Annotated in this window: 15 protein-coding genes; 2 read left to right on the plus strand and 13 right to left on the minus strand. The window is 69.3% G+C overall.

The genetic code is table 11. The annotated features are described in order from the left end of the window. Window positions 1-4: 4 nt before the first annotated feature. Genes ASD66_RS04930 through ASD66_RS04950 form a run of 5 tightly spaced genes read right to left on the minus strand, consistent with a single transcriptional unit; the run spans window position 5 to window position 6,359 of the window. On the minus strand, window positions 5-1,726 hold the full coding sequence (locus ASD66_RS04930; protein ID WP_056688326.1) for a PEP-utilizing enzyme: 1,722 nt from the start codon (window positions 1,724-1,726) through the stop codon (window positions 5-7). Window positions 1,727-1,737: 11 nt separating this feature from the next. Further along, window positions 1,738-2,559, minus strand: coding sequence for a tyrosine-protein phosphatase (locus ASD66_RS04935; RefSeq protein ID WP_162251052.1), 822 nt, complete (start codon window positions 2,557-2,559; stop codon window positions 1,738-1,740). A gap of 11 nt (window positions 2,560-2,570) precedes the next feature. After that, entirely contained in the window at window positions 2,571-3,647 is a 1,077-nt protein-coding gene (locus tag ASD66_RS04940) for an alcohol dehydrogenase catalytic domain-containing protein (RefSeq protein ID WP_056890198.1), read from the minus strand. Between the two features lie 31 nt (window positions 3,648-3,678). Then, window positions 3,679-5,187 carry an aldehyde dehydrogenase family protein gene (locus ASD66_RS04945; RefSeq protein ID WP_200949871.1) on the minus strand — a complete coding sequence of 503 codons (1,509 nt, stop codon included), beginning with the start codon at window positions 5,185-5,187 and terminating at the stop codon, window positions 3,679-3,681. Beyond that, a complete protein-coding gene (locus tag ASD66_RS04950; protein ID WP_056890199.1) occupies window positions 5,145-6,359 on the minus strand; it encodes a cytochrome P450 in 1,215 nt (404 codons plus the stop codon). The genes ASD66_RS04945 and ASD66_RS04950 overlap by 43 nt, the downstream gene beginning before the upstream one ends. Window positions 6,360-6,523: 164 nt before the next feature. On the opposite strand from ASD66_RS04950, the gene ASD66_RS04955 reads away from it, so the two are divergent. Continuing rightward, window positions 6,524-6,718 carry a ferredoxin gene (locus ASD66_RS04955; RefSeq protein ID WP_056688336.1) on the plus strand — a complete coding sequence of 65 codons (195 nt, stop codon included), beginning with the start codon at window positions 6,524-6,526 and terminating at the stop codon, window positions 6,716-6,718. Window positions 6,719-6,783: 65 nt separating this feature from the next. Here ASD66_RS04955 and ASD66_RS04960 read toward each other — a convergent pair whose 3' ends face one another. Continuing rightward, entirely contained in the window at window positions 6,784-9,183 is a 2,400-nt protein-coding gene (locus tag ASD66_RS04960; protein WP_056890200.1) for a PEP-utilizing enzyme, read from the minus strand. Window positions 9,184-9,428: 245 nt separating this feature from the next. Here ASD66_RS04960 and ASD66_RS04965 point away from each other — a divergent pair, with 245 nt between their 5' ends. After that, window positions 9,429-10,139 (plus strand): FadR/GntR family transcriptional regulator, encoded by a 711-nt coding sequence (locus ASD66_RS04965; protein ID WP_056688342.1) that lies wholly within the window; start codon window positions 9,429-9,431, stop codon window positions 10,137-10,139. 3 nt (window positions 10,140-10,142) lie between these two features. Here the strand turns inward: ASD66_RS04965 and ASD66_RS04970 are convergent, their stop codons facing one another. From ASD66_RS04970 to ASD66_RS05000, 7 genes are all read right to left on the minus strand, one after another. After that, a complete protein-coding gene (locus ASD66_RS04970) occupies window positions 10,143-11,207 on the minus strand; it encodes a phosphotransferase family protein (RefSeq protein WP_200949872.1) in 1,065 nt (354 codons plus the stop codon). A gap of 7 nt (window positions 11,208-11,214) precedes the next feature. Continuing rightward, window positions 11,215-11,976 (minus strand): SDR family NAD(P)-dependent oxidoreductase, encoded by a 762-nt coding sequence (locus ASD66_RS04975; RefSeq protein WP_056688344.1) that lies wholly within the window; start codon window positions 11,974-11,976, stop codon window positions 11,215-11,217. A 42-nt stretch (window positions 11,977-12,018) separates the two neighbouring features. After that, the gene (locus ASD66_RS04980; RefSeq protein WP_056890201.1) at window positions 12,019-12,981 is read right to left on the minus strand and encodes a hydroxymethylglutaryl-CoA lyase; all 963 of its coding nucleotides are present in this window, start codon (window positions 12,979-12,981) and stop codon (window positions 12,019-12,021) included. A gap of 3 nt (window positions 12,982-12,984) precedes the next feature. Continuing rightward, window positions 12,985-14,229, minus strand: a complete 1,245-nt coding sequence (locus tag ASD66_RS04985) for an acetyl-CoA hydrolase/transferase family protein (protein ID WP_056688350.1) — start codon at window positions 14,227-14,229, stop codon at window positions 12,985-12,987. 11 nt (window positions 14,230-14,240) lie between these two features. Next, entirely contained in the window at window positions 14,241-15,419 is a 1,179-nt protein-coding gene (locus ASD66_RS04990; RefSeq protein WP_056688353.1) for a thiolase family protein, read from the minus strand. Between the two features lie 158 nt (window positions 15,420-15,577). Then, window positions 15,578-16,327: an SDR family NAD(P)-dependent oxidoreductase gene (locus ASD66_RS04995; RefSeq protein WP_056688356.1), complete on the minus strand. Its 750-nt coding sequence runs from the start codon at window positions 16,325-16,327 to the stop codon at window positions 15,578-15,580. Then, window positions 16,327-17,493, minus strand: a complete 1,167-nt coding sequence (locus ASD66_RS05000) for an acyl-CoA dehydrogenase family protein (RefSeq protein WP_056688358.1) — start codon at window positions 17,491-17,493, stop codon at window positions 16,327-16,329. Before ASD66_RS05000 ends, ASD66_RS04995 begins: the two co-directional genes overlap by 1 nt. Between the last annotated feature and the right edge of the window lie 26 nt (window positions 17,494-17,519).

Raw genomic sequence — 17,519 nt, forward strand, 5'->3', positions numbered from 1 at the left:
CGGGTCATCCCTCCAGGACGGTCACGGTGCCGGCGGTGCCGTCGACCTCGATCAGCGCGCCGTCGGGGATCTTGCGGGTGGCGTCCTCCAGTGCGACCACGCAGGGCGTGCCGAGTTCGCGGCAGACGATCGGGCCGTGCGAGAAGATGCCGCCGACCTCGGTGACCACACCCGCCGAGGTCAGGAACAACGGCGTCCACGCCGGGTCCGTCGTGGCCGCGACGAGGATGTCCTCGGCGTCGAGCTCGTCGACCTCGGTGGGACTGCTGATGATGCGTGCCCGCCCGCGGACGACGCCCGGGCTGCCGGCCGCTCCCCGCAGGACGGCGTCGTCGCGCGTCGCGACCTGCGCCCGGTCCGAGACCCGCTGCCAGGTCTCCCGGTCGGGCACGTCGCCGGTGACCATGAACGGTGGGATGTAGTCGTAGAGGGAGAGGTAGATCTTCTCCCGTTGGGCGATGAGGGAGGTCCAGGCGGACGGGTCCGCGACGAATTCGTCGAGCTCGGACTCGAGCAGCTGGAAGACCTGGAGGGGCGCCTCGAGGTGACCGGCCTCGTGGGCACGACGGCCCAGCTCCCGGGCGGTCATCCGCTGCTCGTGCAGCAGCATGGCCGCGGTGGTGCGCGTGCGCTCCCGGCCACGCACCCAGGTGCGTGCTGCGGCCACGGTCGCGTCCCAGCCGGCCACGTCGGCTTCGGCAAGCGAGTCGCGGACCTTGCTCGCCGCTGCGTCACGGGTCTCACCGGATGCGGCCATCCGGCCGCGCGCGTCGGCCTGCACTGCGCCGCGCCGCAGCCGGTCGACCAGGGCAAGGGGCAGGCGTACGTCGGTCTCCCAGGTCTCGCAGCGCAGCTCCCACTCCCCCTGGCCGCGGAAGCCCCAGTCGGCGCGCACCGCATCCAGCGCGGCCAGGACCTCGGCGGCCTCGGAGCCCAATTGCTGAAGGCGTTCGTGGAGTCCGTCGAGGCCCTCGTCGAAGGCGGCAACCACGGCCGGCGAGCGGCGTACGGCGGCAGCCACGTCGGCCAGCGCGACGGTCGGACCGGTCGAGTCGACCTCGCCCACACCACCGACCACCTCGAACGCGATGTCACTGTGTCCGGCCTGCGCAGCCAGTGCCATCACGGCACCCAGCGTGAAGCCGGTCTTGGAGGTGACCAGGGCATGCTGGCGGAACAGGTGGCGGAGCTCGGGGTTGAAGGAGCGGATCCGGTCCACCAGTTCGGTGTCGGTGAGCGCGGTCAGGTCCGGTCGGGCCGCGCGTGTCTCGAGGACCTTCTGGCGATCGGCGTCGAGGTCGCCCAGGCCGACGTCGCCGAGGACCTCCTTGTCCAGCCACTGCTGGACCTCGGCAGTGCGTTCCGGATCAACGTGCCAGTCCTCCTCGACGTACGGGAACGCCTTCGAGTCGACGCCGTAGGACAGGTCGAGCAGCTCGGGCGTGTAGCCGGGGACCCGGACGGCGAAGACCCGCAGGTAGGACATGTTGATGTAGACGTAGCCGCCCAGGAGACCCAGGAGCGCGAAGCGCACCTCGCCGTCGTAGATGTCGGGGCCCCACACCTTCGAGGCCACGAAGGCATCGCGGTAGCCGTCCTCGAAGTTCTGCAGGAAGCCGGTGGTGGCGTTCAGCGGGGTGATCGGGTCAGGGAAGACCTCACTGACGTTGCCCCTGGTGTGCACAGGAAAGCGTGGCGACGGATCGAAGTCCAGGATCCAGTCCATGGTGTCCTCTTTCAGTGGGTGACGGTCCCGAGAAGGTTGCGTTCGAGTGCTTCGAGGTCGGCCGGGTCCAGCCCGCCCGCCTCCAGGAGATAGCTGCGGGACCCGCCGTACTCCTCGTCGGCATGGGCCAGGGTTGCCTCCATCGCCTCGGGCGGTGACTCGAAGAGGACCCGCACGTCGTCGAGTGCGACGCCGAGCCCGTCGAAGACCTCGGCATGGAGTTCGACGCGGTTCGGCCGGAACTGCTGGGTCAACGCATAGTCCTGGACCACCAGCTCACGTGGCACGCCCAGCGCGTCGAGGACCAGGGCGATGGTGACCCCGGTCCGGTCCTTGCCCGCCGAGCAGTGCACCAGAATGGGCCCCTTCGCGGGGTCGGCCAGGACCCGGACCACTTCGCCGAGCACCGTGCCCTGGCGACGCAGGATGTCCTTGTAGAACGAAACCATGTCCGGGACCAGGAACGATGTGCTCGTCCCCGACAGCAGGTCGCCGAAGAAGTAGTTGTCGGTGCCCTCCCCGCCCTCGAGGATGGGCAGTGAGAGGACCTCGGCTCCCGTGGCCTCATGCCAGGCAGACGGGTCCTGCTCGTTCTCCTCGACGGAACGCAGGTCGATCACGGTGCGCAGCCCGAGCCCGACGAAATGCTCGGCGTGCACCTTCTCGAAGACACCGAGCGCCTCCTGCGCGCCGGGCCGGGAGAGTGCCTCGGAGCGGAAGACCCGGCCCGGCAGGATCATCCGTCCGTCCGTCGTCGGGTAGCCGCCGAGGTCCCGCAGGTTCGCCGTACCCGGGATCACGAGCCTGGTCGACGCGGGGTCGAAGGCAGTCACGCCGGACGACCTCACGGAGCCACCATCACCCTCAGTGCCTCGCCGGCCGCCTGTCGTCGGGCCACCTCGTTGATCTCGGCCAGCGGCACGACGCCGTCGACCATCCGGTCGAGCTGCAACTGTCCGGAGCGCCACAGCTCCACCATGCGCGGCAGCTCGAAGCGCATGTCGGAGGAGCCGTAGTAGGAGCCGAGCAGCGACTTCTGGTCGTGGAACAGCTCGGCAGCACTGAACTCCAGCATGTCGTCCGCACCACCGGCACCGACGACCACCACGCGGCCGCCACGGCGTACGGCGTCCCAGGCCTGGCGGATCGTCGTGGAGTGGGCGACGGCATCGATCGCGACGTCGTGGCCGACCCCGGACGGACTCTCTGCGAGCTGGGGATCGTCGGGAGCGAAGGCGCGCGTGGCACCGAGTTCGAGCGCGAGCTTGCGGCGGGACTCCTGTGGATCGACCGCCACCACGGTCCCGCCGGCAGCACGGGCACCTTGTACGGCGCTCATGCCGACCGCACCACAACCGATGACCAGGACCGTCTCGCCGGGCCGGACCCGGCCGGTGTTGATCGCCGCACCGAGGCCAGTGGGCACCGCGCAGCCCAGGAGGGCGGCGTACTCGAACGGGAGGTCGTCGGGGATCGGGATGACCGCATGCGCCGGGACCACCGACTCCTCGGCGAAGGTCGCCGTGCCGAGCCCCTGCATGATCGGGCGCCCGTGGGCGCTCAACGGCGCATCCGACTGGTCGAGCTCGCTGGAGCGCTTGCGGGTCGCACAGATGTAGGTCTCGCCGCGGACACAGAAGTAGCACCGGCCGCAGGCGGGCACCCAGGTGAGCAACACCCGCTCCCCCACCACGGTGGAGGTCACGCCGGGGCCGACCTCCACCACCTCACCGGCGCCCTCGTGGCCGAGGATGACCGGCATCGTCTGACCGAACTTCCCCCTCGACAACGAGAGATCGGTCTGGCAGACGCCGGCGGCACGGATCCGCACCACGACCTCGCCCGGCCCGGGGTCCCGACGGACGACGTCGTCCTGCACCTGGAACGGGCCCCCGGCCTCCCAGCTCACTGCTGCATGCATCGTGCTTCCTCTCTTCAGGACGAGCGGGGTGTCAGGACGGCATCGGGTCGCCGAGGATCGCCTTGACCTCGAGGAACTCTTCGAGCGCGAAGGGCCCCATCTCCCGGCCCAGGCCGGATCGCTTGTAGCCACCGAACGGCGAGATCGGCAGCGGCGGCGTGCGGACGCCGTTGACACGCACCTGGCCGGCCTTGATGCGTCGGGCCAGGCGGGCGGCACGCGCCTCGTCGCCGGACCAGACCTCCGCGGAGAGTCCGTACTCGCTGTCGTTGGCCAGCCGGACGGCGTCGTCCTCGCCGCTGTGACCGAGCACCACGAGCACAGGCCCGAAGACCTCCTCGCGGACCACGGTCGCGTCCTCCGCGACGTCGGTGACGATCGCCGGGCGCACGAAGAGACCGTTCGGGTCGACGAGGTCGCCGCCATTCACGGTGGCGCCCTCGGCACGGGCCGCCTCGAGGAATCCGAGCACCTTGTCCCGCTGGACCGGCGAGGCCAGGGGCCCCATCGTCGTACCGTCCTCGAGTGGGTCGCCCAGGACGTAGGCGTTGGCGGCCTCGGTGGCGATGGCCACTGCCTCGGCGCGCCGGGCTTCGGGCACCAGCAGCCGGGTGGGCGCGTTGCACTTCTGGCCGGCATTGGTGAAGCAGTTCTTCACGGTGGTCCGTACTGCGGCCTCGAGGTCAGCGTCGTCGAGCACCACGGCCGGCGACTTGCCGCCGAGCTCGAGGGTGGCCCGCACCACCTGTTCGCCGGCAACGGCCCCGATGTGACGACCGATCTTCAGCGAGCCGGTGAAGGAGACCAGGTCGTAACCGCCGCCGCGCACCAGCGCCTCTCCGGTCTCGGCACCGGTGCCGGTGACCAGGTTGACCACTCCCGGTGGCAGGCTCACCTCTTCGCAGAGGCGGGCGATGAACACCGCGTTCAGCGGGGTCAGCTCCGCGGGCTTGAGCACCAAGGTGCAGCCGGCGGCCAGGGCCGGGGCCAGCTTGGCGATGATCTGGTGGACCGGGAAGTTCCAGGGCGTGATGCCGAGGACGACGCCGACAGCCTCACGGGTGATCGTGCTGCCGGAGGCGTCGCGGGACTCGAAGGCGAAGGTGCGCGCGATCTCCGCCGTGCTGCGCAGCACCTTGGCGGGCAGGGAGGCCAGCACGGCTCGCGACTCGGCCAAGGGCATCCCGATCTCGGACGAGGCCAATCGCGCGAGCTGCTCTCCGTGCGCCTCGAGGGCATCTGCCAGCGCGTCCAGGAAGTCCGCACGCTCGGCCGGCGGCCGTGCCGACCAGTCATCGAGTGCCGTCCTGGCGGCGGCCATGGCCCGGGCCCCGGTCTCTGCATCCGCGTTCGGCACCCGGCCCATGACCGCCCCGTTCGCCGGGTTGACCACGGCGATCGACTCGCCGGGCACCTTCTCCCACTGTCCGCCGATGAACACGGCGTCCTGCGGGATCGTCAACGCTACGACACCTGCCTGCGTGGCGGTCATCAGCGTCACCGGCTCGCGCGCGTGACGGTGACGGGCATGGAGTTCCATCCCCGGAAGATGTTGTGCCTCAGGCGCTCCGCCTCGCCGGTCACCTCGAAGGTGAGCCTCCGGTCGCGGGCCTGCTTGAAGAAGTCACGGATCTCGGCCCGCGCGAGGTGCGCTCCCAGACAGAAGTGGATGCCCCACCCGAAGGTCAGGTGGTCGTTGGACTCGCGGTCGAGGCGGAACGTGTGCGGGTCCTCGAACACCTCGGGGTCCCGGTTCGCCGAGTTGAACCAGAGCACGACCTTGTCGCCCCTGGCAATCTGCTTGTCACCGATGGTCAGGTCCTCGAGGGCCGTACGGCGCATCGCGGCCACCGCGGTGACGTGGCGCAGCATCTCCTCGACCATGGGGTTGAGGAGTGACTCGTCCGCCAGCACCCGCTCCCAGGTGCCGGGGTGCTCGTGCAGGGCCAGGACTCCGCCGGACAGGGTGTGCCGGGTGGTCTCGTTGCCGGCCGCCACGAGCACGATGTAATAGGCGGCGAGCTCCTCACGGGTGAGCAGGACTCCGTCCTTCTTGCCGTTGGCCAGGATGCTCACCAGGTCGTTCTTCGGCTCGGCCCGACGCTGCTCGGTGAGCCCGTCGAAGTAGGACATCACCTCCTCGCGGGCCTCGGCGAGAGCTCCCTCGGCGACCGCGTGGTCGGGATCCGAGCTGGTCAGCCTGTTGGTCCAGTCGACCATCTTGGGCGCATCCCGCTCGGGCACGCCCATGACCTGGGAGAGCACCAGCATCGGCAGACGCGCGGAGACCAGATCGACCAGGTCGAAGCTGCCATGCTCCTCCGCCTCGTCGAGCAGCAGCGCGCAGGAGCGGTCGATCACGTCCTGCCACTCGCGGATCTTGGTGGCACGCAGGTGCGAGATGGAGATCTTGCGCAGCTTGGCGTGCTCGGGGTCGTCCATGTTGTGCAGGCTGGAGGCCCCCTTGCCCTCCACCTTGCGGTCGACGATCTGGGTGCCGTCCGCCGACGACAGCTGGGCGGCATTGGTGGCACCCGCGCGTACGTCGGCATAGCGGGTCAGGGCCCAGAAGCCGGGGCCGTTCTCCGACGGTTCGTTCCAGTGCACCGGGTCCTCGGAACGGAGATGGTCAAAGGCGGCGTCCTCCTGGTTGGAGACGAACAGGTCGAGGTCCATCAGGTCGACCTTGGGACGTGCTTCGGAGATGGTCATTTCGGGCCTCCGGGCTCCGCTGAGGGGTACGGCGCCCATCACTCCGGCGCCTTCACAAGCAAGATTGGGGCCTCTGTCATTAAATGTCAACCATTGATACGGTCAGACCACCATGGTTCGTGGAGACACCTCCCGAACCCCTCGGCCCCGCCAGGAGGAGCACCATGAAGATCAGCATCGACCGCGAGAAGTGCGCCTCACTCGGCGTGTGCGAGTCCATCTCCCCCGACCACTTCGAGATCAATGACGACGGCGACCTCGACGTACTGCGCGCAGACGTCGCGGGAGACGAGGCCGCGCTGATCCAGCGCGCGGTGACCAGCTGCCCGTCCGGCGCACTCAGCCTCGTGGAGGACTGAACGCGACCAGACAGGGTCGGCACCGGCGACCCGGTGCCGACCCTCGTCGAGGGCCGCGGCGACAGCTACTCGTCCTCGTCCGCGCGCTCACGACCGAGCGTGGCGAGCAGGTCTTCGTGCAGTTCCATCCACACGTCGTGATAGCTGTTGCTCATCGGACGGGCGAGGGCACTGCTGTCTCCGCCGCGGAGCCGTTCGAGCGCCTCGGAGAAGCGGCGCTCGTAGGTGGCGAACCAGGACAGACCGGACTCCGAGGCCCGCGCCAGCACCCGAACCACGTCCTCATGGATCGCGTCGAGGCGCCCAGTCAGCGCATCACCGCCGAGGCCGTTCAACTGCACGTCGGTGGTGAACTGCTTGAAGACCCGGTTCGGCGCCAGGAAGTCCTCATAGGCCGCTGACACGTCGGCCAGCGCGTCGGCCTCGACGCTGTCGCCTCGCAGGAGCACGTGGCGGGACTTGCCGGCCGGCGTGAGCATGTGGCCGGAGATGCGGCCAGAGCGGCTCTTGGTGTGGCCGGCCTCGTCGGTGCCGGCGAGCACCGTGGCGATGCGCTCGGCATCGAGTTCCGTCCGGTCCGCCACCCGGTCGGCGTCGGCGAAACCACAGACCTTCAACGCGTGCAGGACTGCGAACTCGTCGCGGGTGTCGCCCATGGAGTCGGCGACGTCCTCGGGCACCGGGTTGCCCCAGGAGCCGGTGAGGAACAGCCGGGGGATCATCTCGGTCGCCACACCGCTCACAATGGTGTCGTAGCAGGCCGAGACCGCGGGGTGGATCTCGAGCAGTCCGTGGTCGGCGACGAGTTCGTCGTACATGCCGGCGGCTCGGACGATCGGCAGCGCGAACCCGGCTGTGTAGGTCAGCGCCCCGGCCTCGATCTTCTCGCGCTGGGTCATCGCGGCGATGCGGCCGTAGAGCGCAGCCGAGGCGCCCTCGCACGTGGTGCGCAGGGCGACCATGTCGTCGAGGCCGAGCGGGCGCACCGACTCCATCGGGGTGTCCCAGGTCGATCGCTCGTAGACCGCGACGGACTCGACGTGGGGCAGGTAGTTGGCCGGCGTGGTGAAGACGGTGGACAGGTCCATCATCTGCACGTCGACACCCGAGTCCGGCGGGAAGAACATCGCGATCGTGACGGACCAGGGCAGGCCCGACTGGGTGTCGCACCAGGAGTACGCCGGCTCGTTGAGGAACACGTCGCGCACCAGGACGAACCCGCCGTCCTCGAGCGGATAGGGACCGTGGTCGCCCACGCCCAGTCGGTTGTCGAAGGAGAGCAGGAAGCCCATCAGCTCGGCAGATCCGTTGAAGCGCTGGAAGGTGTTGCGCGCCTCCGGGTCCTCCAGCGAGATGCGGTTCTCGGCGAACCTGTCGATCCAGGAGCGCTCGAGGATCTCAGCACGGTAGTCCTGCATGGAGGCGAGGATCGGGCCGTCGCCCCACATTCCCTTGTAGAGGCGGCGAACGACGCCGAGGCAGTCCCGGATGCGGTCGGCCTTGTAGTCGAGGTCGTGGAGGTTCAGCTCGAGCGCGATTCCCCGTCCGAAGCTGGGCGCGGTGGCCAGGGCCCACAAGTGGAGCATGTTGACCTTGGTGCCGATCTCGTTGCGCCCGAGGGCACCGATCTCGATCACCTTGTCGATGCCGATCTTGTCCTCGATCGCACGCAGCCAGTCGGGGTGCCGGAACCAGCACTGCATGATGCCCATCGCCTCGTACTCCTGGCGCGGGATCAGTCCGGACTCACCCTCGGTGGCGCGCGACGCGAGCGCGTCCCACTCGTTCCAGGTGTAGTAGCGGATCGCTTCGTTGACCTCCTCGACCGTGAGGTCGCGGTGCATCGTGTCGTCATCGGCGTAGAGGACTCGGGTCTTCATCTCGGCCTGCATGACCTTGTCGCCCTCGACACCGTGGGGCACGACACCGGTGAACTTCTCCAGCAGCAACTGGATCTGCGCCATCTGCTCGGGGGACATGGCCGGCGAGGCGTCCTCACTCGGCGGCGAGTCGTCGACCGGCGAGCCCACCTCCACGCTGACCAGGCCAGCCGGACGGTTCGACACGTCGAGCCGGATCCGGACGCCGTCGGCGGGGATGGTCTCGCCGCGGCCGGTGCGGACGCCCTTGTCGAAGGCGACCGACATGATGCAGGGGATGCCGTACTCACGACAGAGGATGCCGAGGTGGCTCTCCGGGGCACCCTGGAGCGTGACGACCCCCTTGACCCCGGCGTTGAGCGCCATGGTCAGGAACGTCGTGGTGCCACCACGGGCCACCACGACGACATCGCTGACGTCACCGCTGCTCGCGAAGGCGATCACGTCCTCCGGCGTCTCGAGCCACTTGACGACGCCCTCGACCGCATCGGGCGACTCATAGACGTTGAGGCCTTGGCCGACCTGCTCGAATCCTTCACTCCCCGCGACGGAACGGGCCGGCGTGGGTTCGGTGACCTGGGACATCTGACCTCCGGTGGGCTTGCCTGACTGTTCTGTGACACGCGTCACTTTGGTCCGACCATAGGACTTGTTCGCCAATTCGGCAATGGGCGACCGAAGGATGGTTCTGGAGCAACCTCCAGCGGATCGGTTCCGTCGGCGCGGTATCGTCCCCGAGCATCCTCTGACAAACAGCGCTCGAGAAGTGGACTCCCTTGACCAACGACCCCGGCCTCACGACGCCCGGACCCCGCCGTACGGGTGCGCCTTTGATCACCCCAGTCAAGGTGCCGAAGCCGGCCGAGCTGTTCGCGGACATGCTGCGGGAGAAGATCTTCAGCGGCGAGTTCCCGACCGGCGAGGCGCTGCCTCCGGAGCGGACGCTGGTCGAGCAGAGCCAGCTGAGCCGCGCCACCGTGCGCGAGGCACTCGGCGTGCTCAAGCAGCAGGGCCTGCTGATCACCCGGCCCGGTCGCACCGGCGGCTCCATCGTCTCGAGGCCGACAACCAAGGACCTGGTCGGTTCCATCGACCTCTACGTCCAGGCACAGGGCTGGGATTCCGACACGCGGACCCTGGTCGAGACCCGGGAGGTCGTCGAGCCCTGGTGCGCCGCCATGGCCGCAGAACGGCGCTCCGATTCCGAGCTCGACGAGATGCGACACCACAACAGTGCAATGGAGGCTGACCTCGACCATGTCGAGCGCTACCTGGAGGCCAGCAGCGCCTGGCACGTGGCGGTGGCGACCGCGAGCCACAACCCCTTGCTGTCGGCCCTCATGCACGCCAGCCGACAGGCCATGATCACCGGAACACAGGCCAGCCGCTTCCACCGGCACGAGGCCCGCGAGCAGTCGTGGCAGGCCCACCTGGCCATCACGGAGGCGATTGCGGCGCAGGACGCGGCCCGCGCCCACGAGCTCATGGGCGGGCACGTCAGGCCCGGCGACGGGTCCGTGACGGACCTTCTCGGCGGGTGAACCTCAGCCGAGGAACTCGTCGGCCCCGAGGTCGAGCGCGATCCGCGCGCCGCGCCGCAGCAGGTCGCGGAAGACCTGGTCACCGCGTTCGGTCCGCTTGACGCTGCCGGTGGGTGGCACGAGCATCAACAGCGTCGCGAACGCCGCCTCGCGATAGGCCCGCCACGCCTCGTCCACATCGAACTCCACACCACGCGCGAACAGGTCGGCGACATGGGTGCGTACGACGTCCCGCTCGACCAGCGCCCGGGTCTCCGGTGCGAGGGATGTGGCCATGGCATAGGCCAGGTCGAACATCGGAGCTCCCCATCCGACCGTCTGCCAGTCGAGCACCACCACGCGGTCCGGGCCGAAGAGCATGTTGTCGATGCGGTAGTCGTGGTGCACCAGGCTGACCGGGCCGCCGACCCGTTCGGCCCAACCACCGGCGCCGGCGACGAAGCGGTCGATCTGCGCCCGCTCCTCGTCGTCGTACCCGTCGGCGAGGTAGTCCCTCGTCTTCGCCCAGGAGCCCTGCATCCGCTCCACGATCCCCGGGATGGGAACACCGAGGCGTCGGTGCAGCCACGGCGTCTCGGCCAGCCGGGCACTCCCCCAGAACGGCGCTTGGAGTGCGGCCAGCTGGGCACGCATCTGCTCGAGGACGTCGAGTCCGACCGGCTCGAGCTGGTCGCGCGCCGACAGGGCGGAGAGGTCCTCGAGGAGCAGGGTGGGCGCGCCCGTGGAGGACTCGATCACGCCCAGTAGCGCCGGGACGTCGATGTCGCTCTCGCCGACGAACTCGAGATAGAAGCTTGCCTCCCGCTCATAGGCACCGAGGGAGGCAGCGGTGCGAGCCGCCGCCTCGTCGGTCGACGGCACCTTGGCCACCGCAGAGGCAGGGCCGGCACCCTCCCGCCACTCGAGGGCGAGAAGGAGGGTGTCGGCCATCAGGCCATTGCCGATGGGGCGCGCCTCGACCCGCCGAAGGACCGCCTGCGGCGCGGCTGCTCCGGAGGCGCGCATCGCCTCTGCGAGCTGGTCCGGGGCGATCCCGGCGGATTCCGTCAGGGCGGTTCCCGTCGTCACGACGTCCTCAGGCCATCGTCAGGCCACCGCTGACCGACAGCGTCTGGCCGGTGACGAAGCCGGCGCCGTCGGAGGCGAAGAACGAGACGGCCGGGCCGATGTCCTCGGGCGTGCCCAGGCGCTTCATCGGGACCGCGCCGGTCATCCCCGCGATCACCTTCTCTGCGTCGCCACCGCCCGCGCCGTCCGCAAACTTGCGCAGCGCCGGGGTGTCGGTCGGGCCGGGGCACACCGTGTTGGCGGTGACGCCCTTGCGGGCGACCTCGCGGGCCAGGGTCTTGGTGAAGGCGATGATGCCGCCCTTGGCGCCGGAGTAGACCGCCTCCATTGACGAGCCCACTCGGCCGGCGTCGGAGCCGATGTTGATGACGCGACCGAAGCCGCGCTCCATCATGCCGGGCACGACGGTGTGGATGACGCGCAGCGCACCCTTGTAGTTGATGTCGAGGATCTTGTCCCAGAACTCCTCGTCGGTCTTCACGAACGGCATGAAGTCGTCCCAGCCGGCGTTGTTGACCACGACCTCGATCGGGCCGAGCTCGGCCTCGACCGTGGCCACCGCGGCCTTCACCGAGTCCAGCGAGGTCACGTTGATCTCGACGGCGATCGCCTCACCACCGGCGGCGGAGATCTCCTTGGCGGTCTCCTCCGCGACCGGCAGGTTCATGTCGGCGACGACGACCCGGAAGCCGTCCCGTCCGAGGGTGGTGGCGATGCCCTTGCCGATTCCCTGGGCACCTCCGGTGACCAGTGCGACGCGGTTGCTCATGTCTCTCCTTGGGTTGCTGCGGTGATTGTCAGAGGGTGGGGATCAGACGGCCTGGGACCAGAGGACCGGTCCCGCGATGATCGAGTGGCTGGTCAGCTTGCGGCCGAGGACCGACTGGGCCTCGCGGGCTGATTCGATGATGCGCCCGAGGTCGAGGCCGGTGTCGACGCCCATCTCGTGGAACATCGAGACGAGGTCCTCGGTGGCGATGTTGCCGGTCGAACCGGCCGGCACCGGGCAGCCGCCGAGCTCGCCGAAGCTGGACTCGAAACTGGTGCAGCCGGCCTCGAGTGCGGCGTACGCGTTGGCCAGGCCCTGGCCGCGGGTGTTGTGGAAGTGCGCGGTCACCTCGATGCCGGGAAGTCGCTGCACGGCCGCGGCGAAGAAGCGCGAGGAGTACGCCGGGTTGCACATGCCCGTCGTGTCGCCGAAGCCGATCTCGGTGGCGCCCGCCTCGGCGAACTGCTCGGCCAGGTCGAGCACGCGGTCCATCTCGACCTTGCCCTCGAAGGGGCAGCCGAACGAGGTGGCGATCACGGCACAGAACTTGAGATCCTCGGCGACGATGCGCGGTCCCATCGCCGCCACGTCGGCCATCGTCTCCTCGACGGTGCGGTTGATGTTGCGCTTGTTGTGGGTCTGGCTGGCGCTGACGAACAGCGTCGCGTCCTCGAAGTACGCCCGCTCCTTGAGCGCGTTGTCGAGCCCCTTGCTGTTGGGGATCAGGACCATGCGCTCGACGTCGGCGGGTACGTCGATCCGGTGCAGCACCTCGACCCCGTCGGAGAGCTGCGGGATCACGTCGGGCCGGACGAAGCTGGCCACCTCGATCCGCTTGAAGCCGGCCCGGCCCAGCGAGTTGATCAGCCGCACCTTGTCGTCGGTGGAGATCGTCTCGGGTTCGTTCTGGAACCCGTCGCGCGGACCGACCTCGCGAACGTGGACCCGGCGGGTCTCCTGGTCGGTGCTGTTCGGGAACCCGGTGTTGGTCAGGTCTTGGGTCATGGCTCAGTACTCCTGGTCTGCGAGGGCCCGTTCGAGCTCCTCGCGGTGTTCTGGCGCGGCCACCTCGATCAGGCGCAGCGCTCGTTCGGCCACCGTGCAGCCGGTGAGCATGGCGACCCCGTGCTCGGTGACGACGGCGTCGACGTCCACGCGCGACGTGGTGACGACGCCGCCGTGGAGCGAGGGGACGATCGTGGACTGCCGCTGCTCCCCCGACCCGTTGGTCGAGCGGAGCGCGATGATGGAGCGGGACCCGGTGAGGGCGGCCGCGCGACTGAAGTCGACCTGTCCGCCGACGGCCCCGATGTGCACCCCGCGGGCGAGCTCGGCCCCGACCTGGCCGAGCAGGTCCACCTCGATGGCCGAGTTGATGGAGACCAGCGACCGGAGCTGGGACAGCACTCCCGGCGCGTGCGTGTAGCTCGCCGGCCGGAACTCGACCGGGAACTCATGCAACCGGTCGTAGTAGTCGCGGGTGCCGAATGCGGCGCCGGTGATCACCAGGCCCGCGTCGATCTCCTTGCGGGCACCGGTGATCACGCCCTTCTCCACGAGGGTGAACACGCCGTCGGCGGTCATCCCGCTGTGGAAGCCGAGGTCGGCGTGACCGGCCAGGGCGTCGAGGACCGCCTCGGGCAGTGATCCCACGCCGATCTGGATCGTGTCGCCGTCGTCGATGATCGAGGCGACGTTCTTGGCGATGCCGAGCTCGACCTCGTCGGGTTCGCGCTTCGGCGACTCGACCAGGGGACGGTCGGTCTCGATGATCGCGGCGAACGCGGAGAGCGGCAGCTTCGGCCCACCGACGGTGGCGGGCATCTGCTGGTTGATCTCGGCGATCAGTGTGCGGGTGTGCGGGATCGCGTCGGCGACGTACTCGACTCCGATGCCCAGCGTCACGAGGCCGTCGCTGTCGGGCGGCGAGACCTGCATCAACCCCACGTCACAGGGAAGCTGGCCCTTGGCGAACATCCTCGGCAGCGCTGAGTAGTGACAGGGCACGACGTCGAGCAGGCCGTTGCGGCTGAGCCGACGGAGCTGGCCCAGTCCCCCGTAGGAGATGACGGTGAGCAGCTCGGGCAGGTCACCCGAGAGGCGCGCGTTCCAGGTGAGGCCCGAGAAAGCCCGGATCGGGCCGACCTCGTCGACCGCGTCGAGCACCTGGTTGACCAGCTGCTCGGGCTCCGCGCTCCCCTGTCCCCACCAGACCCCGTCCCCGGGGTGGAGGAAGGCTCCGACGTCGAGCATGGCCGTCGCCCTCAGACCCGCTGGACGAGGGTCGCCGTGCCGAGTCCGCCACCGCAGCACATGGTGACCAGGCCGATCTCGACGTCGCGCCGCTCCATCTCCGCGAGGAGCGTGGCGAAGAGCCGGGAACCCGAGGCGCCGACGGGGTGGCCGAGGGCGATGGCTCCGCCGTTGACGTTGACCCGGTCCATGTCCGGCTTCAGCTCGCGCTCCCAGGCGAGTACGACGGGGCTGAACGCCTCGTTGATCTCGACGAGGTCGATGTCGCCCATCGCCATCGCGTTGCGCTCGAGCAGCTTGCGGGTGGCCGGGATCGGGCCGGTGAGCATGAGGGCCGGGTCGACGCCGACGGTGGTCTGGTCGAGGACCCGGGCCCGCTTGGTGAACCCGTGGCGCTGCACGGCCTCGTCGGAGGCGAGCAGGAGGCCGGCAGCCCCGTCGGTCAACGGCGACGAGCTGCCCGCGGTGACCTTGCCGCCGTCAGGGCGGAAGATCGTCTTCAGCCCGGCCAGCGACTCCACGCTGGTGCCCGGCCGTACCGACTGGTCGCCGGTGCGGGTCTCGCCGTCCAGCTGCATCGGGATGATCTCGCGCGCGAAGCGTCCGGCCTCGTGGGCTGCGGCAGCCAGCGCGTGGGAGCGCACCGCGAACTCGTCGATCTCCTGGCGGGAGATGTCCCACTGGTCGGCGATCCGTTCGGCGGCCTCGCCCATCGACGGGAAGTCGTAGAGCTCGCGCAGCTCGGCGGGCCACGCGGCGCCGTACAGCTCCTCGATCCGGGCGACCGCGTCCATCGGGATGCGGCCCATGTTCTCGACGCCCCCGGCGAGCACGACGTCGTGGGTGCCCGAGGCGATCAGGGCGGCGGCCATCTCCACGGCGGTCTGCGCCGACCCGCACCGTCGGTCCAGCACGGTTGCCGGGATCTCGGCCGGGTACCCGGCCTGCAGCCAGGCGTTGCGGGCCACGTTGCGAGACTGCTCACCGAAGGGAGCGGTGCAGCCGACCACGAGGTCCTCGACCTGGTCGGCGGGTACGCCGGTTGCCTCCAGCAGCGCGGTGTAGACCGCACCCAGCATCACGTTGGGGTGGGTGTCGCGGAACCAGCCCTTGTCGGGGTGGGCCTTGCCCATCGGCGTACGAAGCGCCTCGACGATCCAGGCGTCGCGCCCGGTGCCTGCGAAGCTCATAAGTCATGCCTCCTTGGAGCTGGTCGTGGCGAGCGACGTTCGCCGGAGTGCCTGGCAAGGCGGAAGAGGGAGACGGGACGGAGTCCCGGCGACTGATGAGAACGCAGTCCAGGTGCCCGGCGAACGCCGCGCAGCAGGCCAGAGCCGAGGAGTCATGGCTAGATCACCGTCCCGCCGTCGACGGGGAGCACCTGGCCGGTGATGTATCCCGCGGCGTCGGAGGCGAAGAAGACGAACGCCCCGGCGATCTCGTCGGGGGTGGCCCAGCGAGCGAGCGGAATCCGGGCCAGGGTCATCGCCGCGAGCTTCTCGTTGGACCGGATGTTCTCGGTCATCGCGGTCGCGGCCAGCGGGGCCAGCGCGTTGACGGTGATGCTGCGCTTCGCGAGCTCCTTTGCCAGGGACTTGGTGATCCCGATGATCGCGGACTTCGCGGCGCTGTAGTTGACCTGTCCGATGGTGCCGACCAGCCCGGCCGCGGACGTGACGTTGATGATGCGGCCGGTGCCGTCCTCGGCCAGCAACGGCGCAGCGGCCTGGCTGACGGTGAACGCGCCACCGACGTGGACGTCGAGCACGAAGCGGAACTGCTCCGGTGTCATCTTGTGGAACATCGCGGGAGAGATGGCCCCGGCGTTGTTGAGCAGGATGTGGAGGACGCCGTCGGTCAGCGCTGCGGCGCGACGGGCGGCTTCGGCTGCCGCTTCCGCGTCACGTACGTCGAGGGCGAACGACTCGGCCCGGCCACCGGACTCGGTGATCTCCTTGGCCACGGCCTCGGCCGCGGACCCGTCGAGGTCGGTCACCAGGACGGCGGCGCCGGCGGCGGCGTACGCCCGGGCGACTGCGGCACCGATGCCGTTGCCGGCTCCGGTGAGCAGTGCGGAGCGTCCTTGCAGTGAGAACATCAGTAGCTCCTCGGCAGGCCCAGCACGTGGGACCCCAGGTAGTTGAGAACCATCTCCTGGCTCAGGGGGGCGATCTTGGTCAAGCGTGCCTCCCGGAAGTAGCGCGCGACGTGGTACTCCTCGGAGTAACCCATGCCTCCGTGGGTCTGCAGGGCCCGGTCGGCGGCCTGGAAGCCGGCATCTGCGCAGAGGTACTTGGCCGTGTTGGCCTCACGGCCGCAGGGCAGGCCCTTGTCGTACATCCAGGTGGCCTTGCGCAGGATCAGCTCGGCGGCGTCGAGGCGCGCGAGCGAGTCGGCGAGCGGGAACTGGATGCCCTGGTTCATCCCGATCGGACGGCCGAAGACCTCCCGCTCGTTGCCGTAGCGCACGGCACGCTTGAGCGCCGCACGGCCGATGCCAAGAGCCTCGGCTGCGACCAGGCAGCGCTCGGGGTTGAGCCCGTCGAGGATGTACTTGAACCCCTGGCCCTCCTCGCCGATGCGGTGCTCCTCGGGGATCCGAAGGTCGTCGATGAAGAGCTCGTTGGAGGTGACCGCGTTGCGGCCCATCTTGCGGATCGGCCGGATGTCGACGTGGGCGCGGTCGAGGTCGGTGAAGAAGAGGGTGAGCCCGTCGGTCTTCTTCGGGGAGTCCTCGTACTTCGCGGACCGGGTCAGCAGCAGGATCTTCTCCGACTCCATCGCCTTGGAGATCCAGACCTTCTTGCCGTTGACCACGTAGTCGGAGCCGTCACGCTTGGCGAAGGTGGTGATCCGCGTCGTGTCGAGGCCGGCGCCCGGCTCGGTGACGCCGAAGCAGACGTGCAGGTCGCCGTTGACGATGCGCGGCAGGTTCTCCTTCTTCATCTCCTCCGAGCCGTGCACGATCACCGGGTGCATGCCGAAGATCGACAGGTGCATGGAGCTGGCGCCGTTCATTCCGGCGCCGGAGGCGGCGACTTCCTCGAGGAGCAGCGAGGCCTCGGTGATGCCGAAGCCGTGGCCGCCGTACTCCTCCGGGGTGGTGATGCCGAGCCAGCCGCCGTCCGCGAAGGCCTGGTAGAACTCGGACGGGAACTCGTGCGCCTCGTCCTTCTCCATCCAGTACTGGTCGTCGAACTTGGCGGAGAGCTCGGCGACCGCCTTGCGGATCGTCTGCTGGTCCTCGGAGAGCTCGAAGTCCACGGTCCCGTCCTTGGTCTCGTCGGTGC

The sequence above is a fragment of the Nocardioides sp. Root151 genome (assembly GCF_001427925.1).
GTDB lineage: Bacteria > Actinomycetota > Actinomycetes > Propionibacteriales > Nocardioidaceae > Nocardioides.

Bases quoted from the DNA above. Each gene is read 5' to 3' on its own strand.
- ASD66_RS04930 (WP_056688326.1), bottom strand. From the start codon at position 1,726: ATGGACTGGATCCTGGACTTCGATCCGTCGCCACGCTTTCCTGTGCAC.
- ASD66_RS04940 (WP_056890198.1), bottom strand. From the start codon at position 3,647: ATGCATGCAGCAGTGAGCTGGGAGGCCGGGGGCCCGTTCCAGGTGCAG.
- ASD66_RS04945 (WP_200949871.1), bottom strand. From the start codon at position 5,187: ATGGAACTCCATGCCCGTCACCGTCACGCGCGCGAGCCGGTGACGCTG.
- ASD66_RS04950 (WP_056890199.1), bottom strand. From the start codon at position 6,359: ATGACCATCTCCGAAGCACGTCCCAAGGTCGACCTGATGGACCTCGAC.
- ASD66_RS04955 (WP_056688336.1), top strand. From the start codon at position 6,524: ATGAAGATCAGCATCGACCGCGAGAAGTGCGCCTCACTCGGCGTGTGC.
- ASD66_RS04960 (WP_056890200.1), bottom strand. From the start codon at position 9,183: ATGTCCCAGGTCACCGAACCCACGCCGGCCCGTTCCGTCGCGGGGAGT.
- ASD66_RS04975 (WP_056688344.1), bottom strand. From the start codon at position 11,976: ATGAGCAACCGCGTCGCACTGGTCACCGGAGGTGCCCAGGGAATCGGC.
- ASD66_RS04980 (WP_056890201.1), bottom strand. From the start codon at position 12,981: ATGACCCAAGACCTGACCAACACCGGGTTCCCGAACAGCACCGACCAG.
- ASD66_RS04985 (WP_056688350.1), bottom strand. From the start codon at position 14,229: ATGCTCGACGTCGGAGCCTTCCTCCACCCCGGGGACGGGGTCTGGTGG.
- ASD66_RS04990 (WP_056688353.1), bottom strand. From the start codon at position 15,419: ATGAGCTTCGCAGGCACCGGGCGCGACGCCTGGATCGTCGAGGCGCTT.
- ASD66_RS04995 (WP_056688356.1), bottom strand. From the start codon at position 16,327: ATGTTCTCACTGCAAGGACGCTCCGCACTGCTCACCGGAGCCGGCAAC.